Source organism: Maribacter spongiicola (genome assembly GCF_052119685.1).
Lineage (GTDB): Bacteria > Bacteroidota > Bacteroidia > Flavobacteriales > Flavobacteriaceae > Maribacter > Maribacter spongiicola_A.
The window spans coordinates 103,657-123,004 of sequence record NZ_JBGQOO010000006.1 but is presented as its reverse complement, the minus strand read 5'-3'; the positions used below and the strand labels follow the sequence as shown (position 1 = coordinate 123,004).

Annotated in this window: 20 protein-coding genes; 19 read left to right on the top strand and 1 reads right to left on the bottom strand. The window is 35.8% G+C overall.

Annotated elements, in window-relative coordinates:
• From ACEN2N_RS11585 to ACEN2N_RS11500, 18 genes are all read left to right on the top strand, one after another.
• The gene (locus ACEN2N_RS11585; protein WP_441824471.1) at positions 1 to 1,617 is read left to right on the top strand and encodes a carboxylesterase/lipase family protein; all 1,617 of its coding nucleotides are present in this window, start codon (positions 1 to 3) and stop codon (positions 1,615 to 1,617) included.
• Between the two features lie 133 nt (positions 1,618 to 1,750).
• On the top strand, positions 1,751 to 4,045 hold the full coding sequence (locus tag ACEN2N_RS11580) for a glycoside hydrolase family 3 N-terminal domain-containing protein (protein WP_441824470.1): 2,295 nt from the start codon (positions 1,751 to 1,753) through the stop codon (positions 4,043 to 4,045).
• A gap of 166 nt (positions 4,046 to 4,211) precedes the next feature.
• On the top strand, positions 4,212 to 4,724 hold the full coding sequence (locus ACEN2N_RS11575) for a hypothetical protein (protein WP_441824469.1): 513 nt from the start codon (positions 4,212 to 4,214) through the stop codon (positions 4,722 to 4,724).
• A gap of 249 nt (positions 4,725 to 4,973) precedes the next feature.
• Positions 4,974 to 5,357 (top strand): endonuclease domain-containing protein, encoded by a 384-nt coding sequence (locus ACEN2N_RS11570; protein ID WP_441824468.1) that lies wholly within the window; start codon positions 4,974 to 4,976, stop codon positions 5,355 to 5,357.
• A gap of 371 nt (positions 5,358 to 5,728) precedes the next feature.
• A complete protein-coding gene (locus tag ACEN2N_RS11565; protein WP_441824467.1) occupies positions 5,729 to 7,003 on the top strand; it encodes an amidohydrolase family protein in 1,275 nt (424 codons plus the stop codon).
• Positions 7,004 to 7,143: 140 nt separating this feature from the next.
• Positions 7,144 to 8,904, top strand: a complete 1,761-nt coding sequence (locus ACEN2N_RS11560; protein WP_441824466.1) for a serine hydrolase — start codon at positions 7,144 to 7,146, stop codon at positions 8,902 to 8,904.
• A 306-nt stretch (positions 8,905 to 9,210) separates the two neighbouring features.
• Positions 9,211 to 9,603 (top strand): endonuclease domain-containing protein, encoded by a 393-nt coding sequence (locus tag ACEN2N_RS11555; RefSeq protein WP_282178438.1) that lies wholly within the window; start codon positions 9,211 to 9,213, stop codon positions 9,601 to 9,603.
• 263 nt (positions 9,604 to 9,866) lie between these two features.
• A complete protein-coding gene (locus ACEN2N_RS11550) occupies positions 9,867 to 10,091 on the top strand; it encodes a hypothetical protein (protein ID WP_441824465.1) in 225 nt (74 codons plus the stop codon).
• 711 nt (positions 10,092 to 10,802) lie between these two features.
• Positions 10,803 to 10,946 carry a hypothetical protein gene (locus ACEN2N_RS11545; RefSeq protein ID WP_441824464.1) on the top strand — a complete coding sequence of 48 codons (144 nt, stop codon included), beginning with the start codon at positions 10,803 to 10,805 and terminating at the stop codon, positions 10,944 to 10,946.
• A 62-nt stretch (positions 10,947 to 11,008) separates the two neighbouring features.
• Positions 11,009 to 11,209 carry a hypothetical protein gene (locus ACEN2N_RS11540; RefSeq protein ID WP_441824463.1) on the top strand — a complete coding sequence of 67 codons (201 nt, stop codon included), beginning with the start codon at positions 11,009 to 11,011 and terminating at the stop codon, positions 11,207 to 11,209.
• 11 nt (positions 11,210 to 11,220) lie between these two features.
• Entirely contained in the window at positions 11,221 to 11,541 is a 321-nt protein-coding gene (locus tag ACEN2N_RS11535) for an HPF/RaiA family ribosome-associated protein (RefSeq protein WP_441824462.1), read from the top strand.
• 2 nt (positions 11,542 to 11,543) lie between these two features.
• On the top strand, positions 11,544 to 11,924 hold the full coding sequence (locus ACEN2N_RS11530; protein ID WP_441824461.1) for a hypothetical protein: 381 nt from the start codon (positions 11,544 to 11,546) through the stop codon (positions 11,922 to 11,924).
• 460 nt (positions 11,925 to 12,384) lie between these two features.
• On the top strand, positions 12,385 to 12,615 hold the full coding sequence (locus ACEN2N_RS11525; protein WP_276493699.1) for a hypothetical protein: 231 nt from the start codon (positions 12,385 to 12,387) through the stop codon (positions 12,613 to 12,615).
• A complete protein-coding gene (yidD, locus tag ACEN2N_RS11520) occupies positions 12,616 to 12,894 on the top strand; it encodes a membrane protein insertion efficiency factor YidD (protein ID WP_441824460.1) in 279 nt (92 codons plus the stop codon).
• 110 nt (positions 12,895 to 13,004) lie between these two features.
• A complete protein-coding gene (locus ACEN2N_RS11515) occupies positions 13,005 to 13,148 on the top strand; it encodes a hypothetical protein (protein ID WP_441824459.1) in 144 nt (47 codons plus the stop codon).
• Positions 13,149 to 13,412: 264 nt separating this feature from the next.
• Positions 13,413 to 16,517 carry an SIR2 family protein gene (locus ACEN2N_RS11510; RefSeq protein ID WP_441824458.1) on the top strand — a complete coding sequence of 1,035 codons (3,105 nt, stop codon included), beginning with the start codon at positions 13,413 to 13,415 and terminating at the stop codon, positions 16,515 to 16,517.
• A gap of 217 nt (positions 16,518 to 16,734) precedes the next feature.
• Positions 16,735 to 17,124, top strand: coding sequence for a hypothetical protein (locus ACEN2N_RS11505; RefSeq protein ID WP_441824457.1), 390 nt, complete (start codon positions 16,735 to 16,737; stop codon positions 17,122 to 17,124).
• A gap of 45 nt (positions 17,125 to 17,169) precedes the next feature.
• Positions 17,170 to 17,706 carry a DinB family protein gene (locus ACEN2N_RS11500; protein WP_441824456.1) on the top strand — a complete coding sequence of 179 codons (537 nt, stop codon included), beginning with the start codon at positions 17,170 to 17,172 and terminating at the stop codon, positions 17,704 to 17,706.
• 5 nt (positions 17,707 to 17,711) lie between these two features.
• On the opposite strand, the gene ACEN2N_RS11495 is transcribed toward ACEN2N_RS11500, so the two are convergent.
• Positions 17,712 to 17,846 (bottom strand): hypothetical protein, encoded by a 135-nt coding sequence (locus ACEN2N_RS11495; RefSeq protein WP_299800670.1) that lies wholly within the window; start codon positions 17,844 to 17,846, stop codon positions 17,712 to 17,714.
• A gap of 176 nt (positions 17,847 to 18,022) precedes the next feature.
• Here ACEN2N_RS11495 and ACEN2N_RS11490 point away from each other — a divergent pair, with 176 nt between their 5' ends.
• Positions 18,023 to 19,261: a DUF2130 domain-containing protein gene (locus tag ACEN2N_RS11490; protein WP_441824455.1), complete on the top strand. Its 1,239-nt coding sequence runs from the start codon at positions 18,023 to 18,025 to the stop codon at positions 19,259 to 19,261.
• The last annotated feature ends 87 nt before the right edge of the window (positions 19,262 to 19,348 follow it).

The following is a 19,348-nucleotide window of genomic DNA, read 5'->3' as shown; positions in this document are numbered from 1 at the left end:
ATGAAAAATCTTATTCAATTAACGACTATACTAGTCGTAACGATATTCTGTACCTCTATTTCTGCGCAAGATTTGGTACTTACAGGATCACAGGTTCCTGCTACAAATACTGAATTCGGACAAATACGGGGTTATATCCATAATGATATTACTACGTTTAAAGGTATACCCTATGCACAGGCAAAAAGATTTGAAGCTGCAGTAAACCCTACAAAATGGGAAGGTATTAAAAGCACGACCATGCATGGTCCTGTTGCTCCATTATTGAATCCTACTACGGCTATTCAAGATGAATCTGAATTCGTTTTTGATCATGATTGGGGATTTCCAAATGAAGATTGCCTTAGTTTAAATGTGTGGACACCTCAAGCAAGTACCGCTAAAAAAAGACCGGTATTATTTTGGATTCACGGTGGCGGATTCACAACTGGCTCTAGTCACGAATTACCATCTTATGATGGAGAGAACTTAGCTAAAAAGGGTGACGTAGTGGTCGTTTCCATCAATCACCGGTTAAATGTTCTTGGTTTTTTAGACTTATCCGCTCATGGCGAAAAATATAAACACTCTGCCAACAACAGTATTCTTGATATGGTAAAGGCACTGGAATGGGTAAAGAACAATATCGAAAACTTTGGTGGCGACCCTAATAATGTTACCATTTTTGGTCAATCTGGTGGTGGAGCCAAAGTAACTACCCTTATGGCGATGCCTAAAGCTAAAGGACTTTTTCATAAAGCTATAAATCAAAGTGGCTCTTTTAGAACGGCCATGTTAGAGAAAGAAGATACGCAAGCAATTGCCACAGAAACATTAAAGATTCTAGGGCTAAACACAACTAATGTTGACAGTATTCAAAATATACCTTTTGAAGTTTTAGCAGAAGCAAGTGGCAAAGCACTTAAGGTTGTTGGCGCACAAATGAAAGCGGCAGGCAAACCTGTTATTGGTTTTGGATTAAATTGGGGACCTAGTAGAGATGGCACTGACCTACCATATCAATTAAGCTCTAAAGAAGCGTTAGCAGTTTCTAAGGATATTCCTTTTTTGATTGGTACCGCAAAAAACGAGTTCGCCCCTTTTGCTAATATGCGTTTTGTTGGAGCTTCTGATGAAACTATCATGAAGCATATTAAAGATACCTACAAAGACAAAGCTGATGCCTATGTAAAAGCCGTTAAAAAAGCCTACCCAAACGATACAGAAGCAAAAGATCTTCTAGATGTTGACACCATGTTTAGACCCGGAGCCGTACAAGAAGCCAATGACAAATCTGGATTAAATGGAGCTCCCGTATATATGTACTTATTTACATGGCAATCTCCAGTCTTTGATGGTAAATATAAGGCACTGCATTGTATGGAACTTCCATTTGTTTTTGACAATATAGATCTTGCCAATAAAATGACCGGTGGCGGTGAAGAAGCGCATCAACTTGCTGATAAAATGAGTAGCGCATGGCTAAATTTTGCGAAAACCGGCAACCCTAATCATGCTGACTTACCAGAGTGGCCAGCGTATAACAGTAACAATACCGCAACAATGCATTTTAATGTTACGTGCGACGTAAAGCCACAGTTAGATAAAGAATTATTCGATATTGTTGCAGGTAATTAAAGATGGCGAACCTTTTTTCCGAAGAATAAGCCCTGTCGTTTAGATAGATAAAACTGTCGTTAACAGCATTTCATTCGTTAATTAACTAGACAGCATTTAAATTCCTTACATATCAACTTAATACACACATTAAATGAATAAATCAACTATTAAATTTAGTACAGCTACCCTCATCATCCTTACGATGATGGTTAGTTGCGGTGAAAAATATACCTCTACAATCAAAGAAGGTATAACCGTAGTAACGAATGAAGATGGTGCCACGTTAGGCTTTTCAGAAACCTCTGGTGTTGCCATTATAGCACAAGACAGATATGCGTTTAAAGATTTAAATAAAAATGGAACGCTCGACAGTTATGAAGATTGGCGATTACCGGTAGCGGAACGCGCTAAAGATTTAGCAAGCCAAATGAGTTTAGAAGATATTGCGGGACTAATGCTTTATAGTTCTCACCAATCCCTTCCTGGTAGCAGTCGAGGCTTTGGGTCCTCTTCCTATAATGGCAAGCCGTTTCCAGAAAGTGGTGCTGTTGCGAGTGATCTGTCTGATGAGCAAAAAAAATTCTTGACCGATGACCATTTGCGTCATGTATTGATTACCTCTGTTGAGAGTCCGGCAGTAGCTGCACAATGGAACAATAATGCTCAAGCATTTGCCGAAGGATTGTATTTAGGAATTCCTGTAAACACCAGTTCCGATCCAAGACATGGTAGTGATTCTTATGCAGAATTTAATGCAGGTGCAGGTGGTGCTATTTCTATGTGGCCAGGTACTTTGGGCATTGCTGCATCTTTTGACCCAGCGTTAATGCAACAATTCGGAGAAATCGGTTCTAAAGAATATCGTGCTTTAGGTATAGCCACATCACTTTCCCCTCAAATAGATTTGGCTACAGAACCACGTTGGAGCCGTTTTGATGGCACCATGGGCGAAGATCCAGATTTGGCTACCGATTTGGCCCGTGCATATGTAGACGGCTTTCAATCGACCGATGGTGGCGATTGGGGCATGCAAAGCGTAAATGCCATGGTAAAACATTGGCCAGGTGGCGGACCGGAAGAAGGTGGTCGTGATGGTCACTTTGGTTATGGCGCTTATGCCGTTTACCCAGGTAAAAATATTTCGGATCACATGAAACCGTTTACCGAAGGTGCTTTTAAATTAGATGGTCCTACTAAAATGGCAGCTGCCGTAATGCCCTATTATACAATATCTACAGGCGAGGGTGAAAATGTAGCCAACGGGTATAACAAGTATTTAATCACCGATATCTTAAGAGGTAAATACGGTTATGAAGGTGTATTATGTACAGATTGGGGCATTACTAGAGATATTACCTCGGTATCTAAATTTGAAGGAAAACCTTTTGGTGTAGAAAACCTATCTGTTGCAGAACGTCATTATAAAGCTATCGATGCAGGTATGGACCAATTTGGAGGAAATAATGACATGGGTCCGGTTTTGGAAGCCTATAAGCTAGGTTCGGCTGCTATGGGCGAAGAAGCAATGCGCGCACGATTTGAAGCATCAGCAGTTCGATTATTGACGAATATTTTTAGAGTAGGTTTATTTGAAAATCCGTATTTAGATGTTGCGGAAACGACCAAAATTGTGGGGAACAGTGAATATATGAAAGCTGGTTTCGATGCACAATTGAAATCGATTGTTATGTTGAAGAACAACAGCAAAACGTTACCTGTAGAAGGCAAGAAAAAGGTATATGTACCACAACGGTATATAGCGCCTAGCACTAACTGGTGGGGAATAACTTCTGAAGAAAAAATGGTAGATGCCTTTAATATGGAAGTGGTTGCAAAATATTTTGATGTGGTAGACACTCCCGAAGAAGCAGATATTGCTTTAGTAGGAATTTACAGTCCAGATGGTGGTGTTGGTTATGATAGTGCCGATTTAGAAAATGGCGGTAACGGCTATGTACCTATCAACCTACAATATGGAGATTACACGGCAGATACCGCTCGTGAAGTCAGCTTGGCTGGTGGTAGTCCATTAGAAGATTTTACCAATAGAACCTACAAAGGGAAATCGGTAAAAACGATAAACACTACAGATATGAAATTGGTTACCGATACAAAAGCAAAAATGGGCAATAAGCCGGTAATCGTTTCGGTGAAAGTTAGCAAACCTATGATTTTCTCTGAAATTGAAGGTAGTGCCTCGGCCATATTAGTGCACATGGGCGTGCAAGATCAGGCGTTAATGGAAATTATTACAGGTGCAGCAGAACCTTCTGCCCTATTACCTTTTCAAATGCCAGCCGATATGTTGACCGTAGAAGCTCAATTTGAAGATGTACCTAGAGATATGAAAGCATATACCGATGCCGATGGCAACACCTATGATTTTGCATATGGATTGAACTGGAACGGAGTTATAGCCGATGAACGTGTAAAAGCCTATAAATAATTACAATTACCAAACAACGGAGATTGCCCTAAGGAGATTTTTCTTCTTGGGGTTTTCTTTTTTAAGTACCATCTCATTAAACCTTTCATCTTTAAAACTGTCTTAATCACTTATAAGAATATGTGCTTATTTTTGCACTCCTAAACCAACTATTAAAAATGACCATATGAAAATGACAACAAGTTTACGCATAAGAATTATTCACCGATATCTAGGTTTCTTTCTAGCTGGTATTATGGCGATGTATTCTATTAGTGGAATCATTATGATTTTTAGAAACACCGATTTTCTTAAAAGTGAAAAAATTACTGAACAACAACTAAAACCTAATTTAAAAGCCGGTGAACTTAGCGATGCACTACGAATAAAAGGCGGAGTAAAACCTGAAAAGACCGAAGGCGATGTTGTTTACTTTAAGCAAGGTGAATATAACGCCGCAACAGGCATGGCTACCATAACAAAAATGGAGCTTCCATTAATTTTAGGAAAAATGGAGCACTTACATAAAGCGACCACAAACAGCCCCGTATATTTTCTGAACATATTTTTCGGACTCTCACTACTATTTTTCGTGGTGTCTTCTTTTTGGATGTTTATGCCCAAAACTACCGTATTTAAAAAAGGACTGTACTTTTCACTTGGTGGTATCGTATTGACTATTATATTGCTGTTCGTGTAAGAAGGTAAAATGAATTGATATCAAATCCGCTTTTAAGAAATGTCTTTAAAGCGGATTTTTGTTTTTGATAAACATCATAACCAACAAAATACCCACCCCTAGCCCCTCCCAAGAGGGGAATAGTGAGTCACATGAATTAGACCATAGAAAAAATAACTTTTATGAAAACAGAGATTTCAACTAACTCTAATTTCGCAATCAATAACGTACTTCTCCCCTCTTGGGAGGGGATTAGGGGTGGGTCTTACGATGAGAAATATTATTCCATATAATCCAAAATTAGTTGAACTCGCTAGAACACTAAGAAACAACATGACTCTTGGTGAAATTGCGCTATGGAGAGAAATCAATGGTAAAAAACTAGGTCAAAAATTTAATAGACAAATTCCTATCGATCAATATATAGTTGATTTTTATTGCAAAGATCTTCAACTCGCCATAGAAGTAGATGGTAGTATTCACTTTGAAGAAGGACATGAGGAAAAAGATAAGAAAAGGCAAGCACGCTTAGAGTCTCTAGGGGTACATATGCTAAGATTTTCAGATACCGATGTGAAGAATAATTTGGGCTTTGTTTTAGAGGAAATTAAAGAACAAATTGAGAAATTAGAACAAACAAGAACCCACCCCTAGCCCCTCCCAAGAGGGGAACAGTAAGTGACATTAATTAGACTATTGATAAAATAGAACTTATGAAAACAGAAGTTTCAACCAACACATATTTCGCAAACAAAAAAACAAATCTCCTCTCTTGGGAGGGGATTAAGGGGTGGGTACTACGGTGCTATAGATTTTATTAAACTCCCTTACACAAAATACAGACCCCAAGCCCCTCTGAGGAGGGTAACAATCAGTGACTATTATTAAACTTTTTAAGTCAAACTTCTGTATCTTGCTGTAACCAATAAAGTCCACTCCCCTAACACTTTATGATGCTATTTTAATCAAAGAACTATTGCTATTGTATTCTTTGAAAAAGACTATATAAATCCAAACATTATTATATGAAACAATTTTTATCCCTCCTTCTCCTTTTAACAGCGACATTACCCGCAATTGCACAATCAAAACTGATCAAAGCAGATTCTTACTTAGATGTCAGAACCGGAAAATTAATTTCTCCTGCTAATCTGCTCATCGAAAACGGAACCATAAAATCTATTAATCCAAAGGCACTTCCCGAAGGTATTGAAACAGTCGATTTAACAGGTAAAATATTATTGCCAGGTCTTATGGATATGCACGTGCATTTAGACGGTGATTTTACAGGCAGCTGGGATTATGTGTATAAAGAAAGTGCTAGCCAAGGTACTGTTAGGGCTGTGGTCAATGCAGAAAAAACACTAATGGCAGGGTTCACTACCATAAGAAGTATAGGGCAATTACACATTACACCCGAGCTTATCGATGTTGCCGTTTCTGAGGCTTCTGATAAAGGGATGATCGCTGCACCTAGAATCATTCCATCGGGACATATGATTTCTATTAGTGGCGGACACGGAGATATTTCTCTTGGTCTTGCCGAGGGATTAGTGACTGTTGGACCTAATGACGGAATCATAAACGGAAAATATGATGCTATCGAAGCGGTGAGATATCAAATTAAACATGGTGCTAAATTCATTAAAATGCATGCCACGGCAGGTGTACTTTCTATGGAAGATGCTATTGGCGCACAACAATTAAGTAATGAAGAAATGAAAACCGTTGTAGAAGAAGCTGCAAGACATCATATTAAAGTAGCTGCCCACGCACATGGTACCGAAGGTATTAAAGAAGCTATTAAGGCTGGTGTGTATTCTATTGAGCACGGTTCTATAATAGATGACGAGGGCATCAGGTTAATGAAAGAAAACAATGTTTACCTTGTTCCTACAAGAGGACTTGCTACCATAATCGAGCCTATGATCGACAAAATGGATCCTGTTATGGCCGGCAAAGCAAACTATGTAATGCCTATTGCAAAACAGAACCTTACTAAGGCTATAAAAGCAAATGTCAAAATTGCTTTTGGTACAGATACCCCTATAATCCCTCATGGTAAAAATGCCATTGAATTCGCTGCATTAATTGACTGTGGCATGAGTACTAAAGAAGCAATTAAAACTGCTACTACCAATAGTGCAGAAATGCTAGGACTCACTGATCGTGGTGAAGTAAAAGAAGGTTTATTGGCAGATATTATTGCCGTAGATGCCAACCCCATATTTGATATCTCCACTTTAGAGAATGTAAAATTTGTTATGAAAGACGGAGTCATTTATAAGAATGAAAAGTAAATAACCTCGGGGCAAGCCCGCGATACATTGTATTGAAAAATAATTAATATTTCGACCCAATCGTCGCGGCATTTGAATCTCGATTATCGAGTAGAAGCCACTTGTTGGTACTATAGTCAATCAATTAAAAAACGAACATCATGAAATCATCGCATCACATTTTAATCAGAACACTTCTTTTAGGCTTTTCCGTAATATTATTTTCAGGTACCGTAGCATACGGCCAAACGAAAGCCGAACAGATAGATGAGCTTTTAAAGGAATATCTAGCCTATTCTAAATTTAATGGTTCTGCTCTAGTTGCCAAAGATGGAAAGGTCATTTTCAAAAAGGGATATGGCATGGCGAATATGGAATGGGATATTCCAAATAACCCCAACACCAAACATCGCCTAGGCTCTGTGACCAAGCAATTTACTGCCATGCTTATTCTACAATTGGTAGCCGAAGGTAAACTAGATCTGCAGGCACCTATTACTAACTACTTGCCAGAGTATCCAAAAGAAAACGGAGACAAAATTACCACCCATCATTTATTAACCCATACTTCTGGTATACCGAACTACACGTCATTTCCCGATTTTTTCAAAGACGTAAGTAGAGACCCGTACACCCCAGAAGAGTTTACTACAAAGTTTCAAGATATGGAGCTAGAGTTTACTCCCGGCGAAAAGTTCAATTACAGTAATTCCGGTTATTTTTTATTGGGAGTGCTTATTGAAAAACTATCCGGCAAAACGTATGAAGAAATGCTAAACGAAAAGATATTTTTTCCATTAGGTATGAAGGAATCCGGATTCGATCATCATTCCGACATCCTAAAAAATAGAGCAACAGGTTATGAAAATAATGGAAACGGATTTATCAATTCCCCTTTCCTAGATATGTCTATTCCGTATGCTGCAGGATCGTTATACGCTACCGTAGAAGATTTATACCTGTGGGACCAAGCATTGTATACCAACAAATTGTTATCCCAAAAATATATGGATATGTATTTTAAACCACACACACCCGCTTTCGGCAGTTTTCATTATGCCTACGGATGGATGGTTGGTAATGAAGCCTTAGGTAACACAACCGATAGTATCGCAGTAATTACCCATGGTGGTGGTATTAACGGATTCAATACACAAATTTCAAGACAGCTTTCAGACAAGTCATTGATTGTGCTTTTAAACAATACAGGTGGTGCCCCATTAGGTAAAATCACGCAATCTATACTTGGTATCATAAACGATAAAAGTTACGACCTCCCTAAAACTCCTTTAGCATCTAAACTTTTAGAGGTCATAGCATCAAAAGGTATTGATGCAGGGGTTGCATATTTTAATAAAAATAAAGACAACAAAGATTTTGATGTCAATGAAAATGAAATGAACCAAACGGGATATCAACTATTGAGATCGGACAAAACCAAAGAAGCTATTCAAGTTTTTAAACTGAACGTAGACGCGTATCCAAAATCTGCCAATGTATATGATAGTTATGCCGAAGCATTAATGAAATCTGGCGATAACAAAGGTGCTATTGAGAACTATACAAAAGCGGTAGAAATGAATCCTGGTAATGAAAATGCCATAGATATGCTTACAAAATTAGGTGTCGATACCAGTAACTTAACAAAAGTGTTCGAAGTACCAGAGGCACTATTAAAAAGCTACATAGGTGTCTATGAATTAATGCCCACTTTTAAAATTACCATAACCAAAGAAGGCAAGCAGTTAAAAGCACAAGCAACAGGGCAGCCGATGTTGGATATTCTCGCCAAATCGAACGATACTTTTTTCTTAAAAGAAGTTGCTGCCCAAATTCAGTTTATTAAAGATGAAAACGGAGCAATTGAAAGTTTAACTCTATTTCAAAACGGGCAAGAAATGAATGGTAAGAAGGTGGAATAGTGTGAGATTATTTAGTCTTATCACCCACCCCTAACCCCTCCCAAGAGGGGAACAACTAGCGTCTTTAATTAAAATATATTCTAAGAATAATATTATGAAAACAGAAGTTTCAACTAACTCTAATTTCGCAATCAAAAGCGTACTTCTCCCCTCTTGAGAGGGGATAAAGGGGGTGGGGTACTACGATGAGAAAGATTATTCCATATAATCCAAAATTAGTTGAACTCGCTAGAACACTAAGAAACAAAACAAGAAGCCCGAAAATCTTGCCCCAACCCTAAAGGGTGGATTTTCTACAATAGAGAAATGAAAAAAGATAAAACAAACATATCTGGAATGCATCATGGAGCAACACCTTCGGTATTTAGAAATGCCGCAAAACTGAGAGCTTCTATGACTGAAACAGAATGTATTTTATGGAATTATCTTAAAAACAAACCACAGGGTTTCAAATTTAGAAGACAACACCCCATTGCAGGATATGTTTTAGATTTCTATTGTCATAGATTAAAACTATCAATTGAAATTGATGGTGGTTATCATTTAAAACAAGAACAAATAGAAAAAGATAAGGAAAGAACGATGTACCTAGAGGATATCGGCATTTCAGAAATTAGATTTACAAATAATCAAGTTATAAATGAATTTGAAGCGCTAATTGATCAAATTAACTCAATATTGCGCGCGGGCGCCCTTTAGGGTCGGGGCGAGCGCTGGCATTATAAAAACGCAATTCCTCAACAACCAACAACTCGCAACCAAAAACGAAAACCTCCCCTCTGGGGAGGGGATTAAGGGGTGGGTGCTGCGATGATGAAGATTTCATTGAACATACTAACTCAAAAGAACCCACCCCTAGCCCCTCCCAAGAGGGGAACAGCTAGTAACTAAAATTGAATAATAGCACACCTATACCCTTTACCTCACCCAACACTGGTATCTTGCATGTATAAACTACCATTATGAAAATCAATTTACTGTCTTGTGACGCCCAAAGACCCGATAGAAGAGCAATAGCCAATTGTATTGCAGAATTATCATCTAATGTTAGCGATTCGCTTGCCAATGAACTTACAGATATTCTTTTAGAAGGCGATGCAGTAGCTATTGAAGTAAACGATAAAAATTCTGGTTCTGCATTAAGGGCTTTGAGAAAGCTGAGTATAGATTATGAGATTATAGAATAAGGCGTTCTACATTCAGCTCTTGTTAGCTTGTTCGTTATAAGTACTCTTGTCACTTCGAGTGAACTACGAGGTACGAAGAGTTTGTATCGAGAAACATTCGTGTACCAAAGGGTTCTCGATACAATTTTAAGTTTCCATTGCATTACAACTTAAAACCACTCGAACAGACGATGCATATTCAATTCAATAAATGTTAGCCCTTTCGTTCTAAGTAACATTGTCACTTCGAGTGAATTTTCGAAGAATGAGAAAATTTGTATCGAGAACTCGTTTGTCACCATCTCCCAACTTGCAAAAACCCAAAATACCCACCCCTAGCCCCTCCCAAGAGGGGAACAGACCGTGACTGTGATTAAGCTTATTAGATTAAGACCACACAACAGCACCAAACTGCGCAATGGCACCTTTAGGGTTGGGGTGAGCGGGGCATTGCAAAAACGCAACTCCCCACCCACCAAAAAACCCACAACCAAAAACGCAATTCTCCCCTCTTGGGAGGGGATTAAGGGGTGGGTGCTACGATACTGAAGATTTCATTAAACTCCCTAATCAATTTCTTTGCAAGATTATTCCACTATTAGCTTGGCAGAAAGTAACAGCATTTATCCCTAACCTGCCCTATTTCAGCATAACTTCTTGAGTTTAAGATAGTATTGGTAAAGTTCAAGTATTAAAGCTGTATACTATGATTGAACAATTAAAACAATAGATATGGGAATGATTAAGGATAGAAAGAAATTTAAAAGAACAAAAGAGCAAACCAATCCAACGAATCCGACTGGTAATACCAATCAACTCAATAAAGGGTACGACATTGATAAGCCTACCATAAAAAAACAACAAAACAAAAAATAACAATCGTTAATAAAGAGATAAAACAATACCTAAAACGAAATAGGAATTAAAAATCAAAGAAAATGGAATCTCAAAATGACCTTAATACTAATATCCGGTTAACTACCATAAAAATACAGGAAGAACATCCAGAGCTAGTAAAATACATAAATGAAATACCAAGACTCTTTTTTAAAGATGAAGAAGAAGTAAATAACAAAGCACTAAAAGGATATTTAGATTCCCTAAATATGATATTAGAAACCTATTCAGAAGAACACTAAAAACAATACATATGACAATCCAGATAAATACAGATAAAACCATTAATGGAGAAAAAAGAAATGCCGATTTTTTTTCTTCTCAGATTAAAGAGGCATTACAAAGGTTTGAGTCTCACATCACCAGAATAGAGGTTCATTTAAAAGATGAGAATGGAAAAAAAGACGGATTCAATGATATCTCGTGTCTGCTAGAAGCTAGAATCGAGGGCAGAAACCCCATTGCGGTTTCTAATCAAGCAGATACTATGGATCTAGCCGTTAAAGGTGCTATCGATAAAATAAAAACTTCCATAGAAAGTATTCTTGGTAAAATTCAAAAACAAAACCATTAATTATGAAAGCAAAAAATATTTTAGGTATTTGGATGGATCACTCCATCGCTAATTTAATTGATATCGATGCAAGAAAAGAATGCGGATCTATTGCATCTAATTTTACATCAGATACAAAGGAAGATGCATTGAATAAGAGCGAAAACCTTATGCATAATAAAAGACAGCAAATGAATGAAAAATTCTATAAAAAAATTGGAGCTCAGATTTTAAAATATAACCATGTGCTGCTATTTGGTCCAACAAATGCAAAAGTAGAATTGCACAATTACTTGAATAAAGATTCACATTTTAAGAATATTAAGATAGATGTAGCATCATCAGACAACATTACAGATAATGAACAAGTAGCTTTTGTGAAAAATCATTTTGCTAAAGTTTAGAATTCTGATAGAGAAATTGTAGTTGTAGAAACAGAAACGCTTAGCAACCAAAAACTCGCAAACAAAATTGCAAATCTCCCCTCTTGGGAGGGGATTAAGGGGTGGGTGCTACGGTGCTGAAGATTTCATTAAACCCACTAACCCAAAATACCCACCCCTAGCCCCTCCAAGGAGGGGAACAGTTTCTGACTTGAAACATACTTTTTAAATAAAACAGACGAAGTAACTCTTATAAAAACCCAACTCCCCAACTACCAAAAAACCCACAACCAAAAACGCAATTCTCCCCTCTTGGGAGGGGATTAAGGGGTGGGTGCTACGGTGCACTAATTTCAACTACAAACGCAGCTCTTTATATTCTCTTTACTCCCCTCTAATTTTTCTGACAGTTTTACGGAAACCCGTAAGAAAATGAACTTTAAGCTTCTTTAATTTGTTAGCAGTAATAAAAATAAAAAATATGAAGTATAAAGTAGTACCCTTTGTCGCAGCTATAGAATTCAAAAATGGCACATCTGACCACGTAGCACAGCAATTAGAAGCTTTAATAAACAAATACGCGTTAGAAGGTTGGAACTACATAAGACTTGAGGGAGTCTCTACATATGTCGGTCCTGATAATGGATGTTTTGGTTTTGGTGGAAAACCTGGTTATTCAACAACAAAACAAATGGTTGTTTTTAGTAAATAAATGAAATACCTACTCATATTAATAATTAAAACTTACTGGATAATCATTCCAAAAAATAAGCGCAGAAAATGCATTTTCAATAAATCTTGCTCCAATTATGTTTATGATGAAACCATAGCACATGGTCTAATTATCGGATTAAAGGAATTAAATTTTAGAATTAAAAATTGTCAACCTGTATTTGATATTTTTAGAGATGATACAACTGGAAAAAGGAAAATGATCTTAAGAACAGGAATTATAGTCGACGAACATGAAATAGCTGAAAGATTAAAATAATTACTTATCTGAATAAACCGATAACTACTGCCTAAGCATGCGGAAACCCGTAAATAAACTTTAAACCATTCTTTTAAATCGAATACTAACTTTTATAAAAAATATCAACTATGATTACATTAGCGATAGGAGCACCACAAGTAATACTAATTCTTCTAGTTCCAGTAGCAGTTTTTTTTCTAGGCTATACTATGGGGAAAAAAGCTGGATATATAAAACGAGTTAAAGAATCTGAAAGCCAAAAAATTGAATAATAACTTAAAAACTAATTTTGAATTTGAGGTAAAACCACTCCCAACCAAAAACGCACATCTCCCCTCTTGGGAGGGGATTAAGGGGTGGGTGCTAGGGTGTACTAATTACAAATGCAGCTCATTATATTCTCTTTACACCCCTTTTATTTTTCTTACAATTTTACGGAAACCCGTAAGAAAATATAACGAAAACTCATTATATTGCAGTACCAAGCAAAGTTCACTCCCCCTAAACACTTTTGGAAAAACAATAACAAATAAAAAATGAGTGAACATATAGCTCTTCTATCCGAAGATATTAAGAAAAAGAAAATAGTTCTTTTTTTGGGTTCTGGATTTGCATACAATGCGCTACATCCACAATCAAAAAAACCCCCTTTAGGCAAAGAACTTGGTAATTTATTATCCGAAAGATTTCTAAATGGAAATTATAAAGACAGTCCGCTTTCGTTTATTTCTGATTTGGCTATATCTCAATCAAACTTATTTGATGTTCAAGAATATATTCATTCAGTATTTTATGACTTTTCGCCTACCAAAAATCATTTGAAATACGCCAGTTTACCATGGAAGGCTATTTTCACTACAAACTATGACTTAATCTTAGAAAAATCTTTTAAAGAACTAGGAATTAAAACAATTCAAGATCTGTCAGTTGTATATAGGAATACCCCTGAGCAACAAATTTTCAAAACTCCAAATACAGTTCCGTATTTTAAACTTCATGGTTGTATTTCATATATAAATGATCAAAATTTACCATTAATATTATCTTCAGAACAATATTTAACACATTTGTTAAATAGAGAGAGACTTTTCAAAAAATTCGAAGAACTTGCCTCCGATTATTCCATAATTTTCATTGGTTATAGTAATCAAGACCATAATATACGTGCAATTCTTCAAAAACTTGAAGCATTAAAATCTGCAAGACCTAGGTCATATATGGTTAGCCCTAGTTTTACAGATATTGAAATTTCTTATTGGCAAGAAAGAAAGATTACTCCCATTAAACTCGGTCATGAAGAATTTATTAATCAAGTAAGCAATAATATCACAGATAATGACCTTAAATTATCAACATACATACAAGAAGTTGACCGTGAAATCGAAAATAAATTCGCTGTATCCTTTAAAGACAATCCACCAACAGAAAGTTTATTGAACTTTCTTGATCACGAGACTGAATTTATACATTCAGGAATGCCTCTGGGGGATAGTATTCCTAAAGACTTTTATAAAGGTGTTTTAAAAAATTGGGATCCAATTATCAGAAGTCTAGATGTAAGACGTAAAATAGAAGATAGAATTCTTACTGATTTAGTTTTAGAAGATAAATTCCAAAAAGAAAATGAAGCATTCATTTTTTTATTAAAAGGATTCGCCGGTTCAGGAAAAACAGTTTTATTAAAAAGACTAGCATGGGAATGCTCTCTTGAATTTGAAAAATGCTGCATCTACGTCAAACCAGAAACATCTTTGCGATCTAAACCCATTTTAGAGCTATTTACATATGTTAAAGAGCGGATATATATATTTATCGATAACCTATTAGCGAATGAGAAACAATTAATTGAATTAATTAAAAAAGCTGAAAGAGAGCAAATACCAATAAGCATAATTACTACTGAAAGGATTAATCAGCTAAATGACGAAGAATCAATTGAAGGCTATGTTTCTAAAGATTATAAACTAAATTATTTATTAGATACCGAAGTTGAAATATTAATATCTAAATTAGAGAAACATGACTCTTTAGGTCATTTAAAAAACAAAACTAAAGAACAACGTAAAAGAGAACTTGCTGAAAAAACAGGAAGAGTATTATTGGTCGCTTTATACGAAGCAACTGGCGGTAGACCCTTTGAAGATATTATTTACGACGAATACAGTAGTTTAAATTCAGATGAATTAAAGGCTATCTATTTAACTGTTGCTGTATTTCACCGATTAAACACAAAAGTTAGGGCAGGACTTATTAGTCGTATTCATAAGGTCAGCTTTGCAGATTTTAGCAAAAAATTATTCAAACCACTTGAGTTTATAATCTTTTCTGAAAAAGATTATAAAATAAATGACTTTGTATACTCTACAAGGCATCCCTATATAGCGCAATTAATTTTTGAGTTAATTTTAAAAGACCAACAGGAAAGATATGATGAATATATACGTATTCTCAACAACATTGATATTGACTATCATAGTGACTGGTCCGCCTTTTTAGATATTATTAACGCAAAGAATTTAAATGAGATTTTTAATGATCCAATAAGAATCAATAACATTTATGACCTTGCTTTGGAGATAAATCCAAAAGACCCTAAACTAATACAACAAAGAGGTATTTTCCAAATGATTTCAAAATCAGGTAATTTGTTCATTTCTGAAAAATTACTAAAGGAAGCAAAAGAACTTGATCCAGAAGATATCCAAATATCTCATTCATTAGCTGAATTAGCCTTAAAGAAAGCCGAAAATTCAAATATTAGTATCGAAAGAAAAAAATACTTAGATACATCGCGTAGCTTATGTAGAGAAATTATTAAAAAATCGAAAACTAAATCATTTAGTTATCACACTTTACTTAAAATAGACCTGAATGATTTTAAGGAATCCCTCAAAAATGGATCAGATGAAAGAATAGAAAAAAATGTAAAACAATTTGAAAAAACACTTAATGAAGCAAAACAACTATTTCCTAATGAAACTTTTATATTAGAAACAGAAGCAAGATATAACGAACTACTTAATGAAAAACCTCAAGCAATTGAAATTCTGAAAGAAGCATATGAAATCAATAAAGCTTCTCCATTTATTGCTATTCGTTATGCTAAGCTTTTAAATAGCAGTAATAATACCCAAGGGGCCATCGACATTTTAAAAGGAACTATAGAACTTAACCCAAATGATAAAAATGTAAACTATTTACTAGCTAAACTAATTAATGAGCTTGACCCTAAAAACTATGATGACATTTCGCACTATTACAGAAGATCCTTTACAAAAGGTGATACTAGATATGATTCTCAATTTTGGTATGCCAGAACATTGTTCCTTAAAGGAGAAATAGATGAATCTAAAAAAATGTTTGAAAGTTTAGGGAAAGCCCGAATCTCACCTAAAATAAAAAATAATTTAGATGGTATAATTTTAAAAGAGGATGGTGAGAAAAAAGTGTTTAAAGGTATAATAGAAAAAATGGAAAGCAATTACGCTTTTGTCAAAAGGGAAATACATGGTGATTCAATATTCATGTTCAGAGAAAAAAGTATTCATGATTGGAAGGATTTCAGAATAAATTCGAACTTAGAATTTAATCTTTCTTTTAATTATAAAGGTCCAGTAATAGTAAATCCAAATTTAATCTAAAATCAAATTTTATAATACTTTTCATAGAATATCTTATTTAAGCAAAATCAGATTAATCGTAGTTTGTGATAATACAGTTATTGATTAAAATAAACTTAAGCATTTAAACATTTTGAGAATTATCATCATTTTATTAGTATTTACATTATTATCATTAAACAGTTACTCCCAAAATAGCTTCGTCAAACTACCACAGGCAGCAAAAATCAATTGCCCAATGCTATTGGTTGACGATACTATAATTTCCAATAATCATATCATTGCTTCAAAGGAAGATATTGAAGAAATAGCAGTGATAAAAGATAAACCTAGACGAGAAACCCATGACTTTTACAATCTGAGTGAAAACGGTATTGCATTAGTGATTTTAAAGAAAAAAATAGCCTCTAAAACTCAAGCTGAGCTCAATACCTTTTTTAATTTAAATGCGAACAATAGCATTTATGTAAATGGGTATTTAATAGAATCCCCTATATACAAATTCGCAACCGAAAGTATTGTTGAGGTAGAGTTGGTAATCCCTACTGCCGAAAATAATCTAAAGCAAAAAGTCGTCAATATTTGGACATTAACACAAGATGAAAGGGTTAATGGGTGTAAACAGTAATAAAATAATTAAATTTAGTTGCTATTCATCTCATCATCAATCATCATGAAAAAAACAATCACACTTATTACTTTCATCCTATTTACAACAACTTGTCTTTTCGCCCAACAAAATAAATTCATTGACGACTCCATAGAGCGTTTAGAAAACTCCCGCAAATACTTATTACTGGTAGCCGATATGATGCCTGAAGAAAAGTACGGGTTTAAAGCAACAGAAGAGTCTTTGAGTTTTTCAGAGAATTTAATGCATATTGGCTATGCACTAGATTGGCACAGCCAGTCGCTCATTGGCGACAGAGAAGCGCGCGTGTACCAAACGGACACCGTTTTTAAACCTGCTAATAAAACAAAAGCAGAAATGATGGCACGTATAGACCAAACGTTTACCGAAGCCATTGCGCTTTTACAAGATGTTGAACCCGCACAATTAGATATTGAACTAGACTATTTTGGATCTACCAGAAGTAAGCGCCAAATTTATATGCTATTGGCAGACCATATTACACACCACAGAGCACAAATGCTGGTCTCTATGCGATTAAATGGGCTAGTGCCGCCTAGATATGTGTTGTATCAATAAGAAACTTACTCTTGCTTTTTCTTATCGTTCTTCATTAAATTTAGTACGATAAGTACAAGGCCTAAACATACGGCTGCAAAAATGGCAATTAGAATTACGCCATAGCTCCAATTAACAAGAGGTATCATCTGTGATATCATAGGTCGGGTATTTTAGAGCAACAAAAATAGAATGAAGTTGCAAGGCATCATATGACAATTGTCAGGAAATCAAAATACTACACAACTATTAAATTTTCATTTCATTTGAGTATGCCTAAACGTTGTAGGCTTGGTATGTGTTCTGTATTTTTATAGTTGAAAATGGATTTTATAACATGGTAGATAAAATTAAGTGTCCCAATTGCGCACATGAGTTTGATGTTGAAGAGGCGTTGTCCGGTAAAATGCAGGCGCATTTTAAGGCTGAATATGAGCGTAAAGTAGCAGAGCAGGCAGAAATATTCAATAAAGAGCGTGATAAGCTCGCTATTGAAGTAGAAGAATTCGAAAAGAAAAAAGAGAAAGAAAACGAGCTTTTTAAAGAGAAGCTTGCACAACGACTTGCCAAAGAGTCAGAAAAAATACAACAGCAGACTAACGAATCTTTTGAGCAAAAGTTAAAGGCACTACAAGAAGAGAACGAGAAAAAGAAAGAGGAAAACAGGGCATTGCGTTCGCAAGAAATAGATTTACTGAAACGGGAGAATGAGCTTAAAGAAAAAGCGGAGGACTTAAAGCTGAACGTGCAGAAAGAATTGCTAGAAAAGCAGACCGAAATCGAAGAGAAAGCCAAGGCCAAAGAGCGCGAGTCTATGGCGATGAAAGAGAAAGAATACCAAAAACAGCTTGATGACCAAAGAAAGCTTATTGATGAAATGAAGCGTAAAGCCGAACAAGGTTCTATGCAAATGCAGGGCGAGGTGCAAGAACTCGCTTTAGAAGAGCTGTTACGTGCCACCTACCCTTTTGATGATATTGATGAAATAGGCAAGGGCGTACGTGGTGCAGATTGCGTGCAAACGGTTATTAACTCGCTACAGCAAACCTGTGGTTCTATTGTTTATGAGAGTAAGCGCACCAAAAACTTTAGTAACGACTGGATCAATAAATTAAAGCAGGATCAAATTAACTGTAAGGCAGATATTGCAGTGATCGTAACCGAAACTTTTCCGCCAGATATGGATCGTTTTGGAGAGAAAAACGGAGTTTGGATCTGCGGATTTAACGAGGTAAAAAGTGTATCGCTTGTGCTTCGTGAGCTACTACTTAAAACGCAGTCTATTAAGTCTTCGGATGAAAATAAAGGTGATAAAATGGAGCTGCTATATTCTTACCTAACCAGTAACGAGTTTGTACAGAACATAAATAGAATTATAGAAAACTATGATTCTATGATCAAGCAACTGAACTACGAGAAGAAAGCGGCATTCAAGAATTTTGCGGTTCGTGAGAAACAAATTTGGGGCGTTCAAGAAAATATCAACGTACTCTTCGGCTCTATTAAAGGGATTGCGGGTAATGCGTTATCTACTTCAACCATTCTGGAATTACCGGATGCGGAGATAGACGAGTAATTTTAGTTGTTGGTTGTTGGTTGTTGGTTGTTGGAAATTAGAATTTCCATGTACACAGCCAAATTTCAGTTGGAAATCATTTATAAC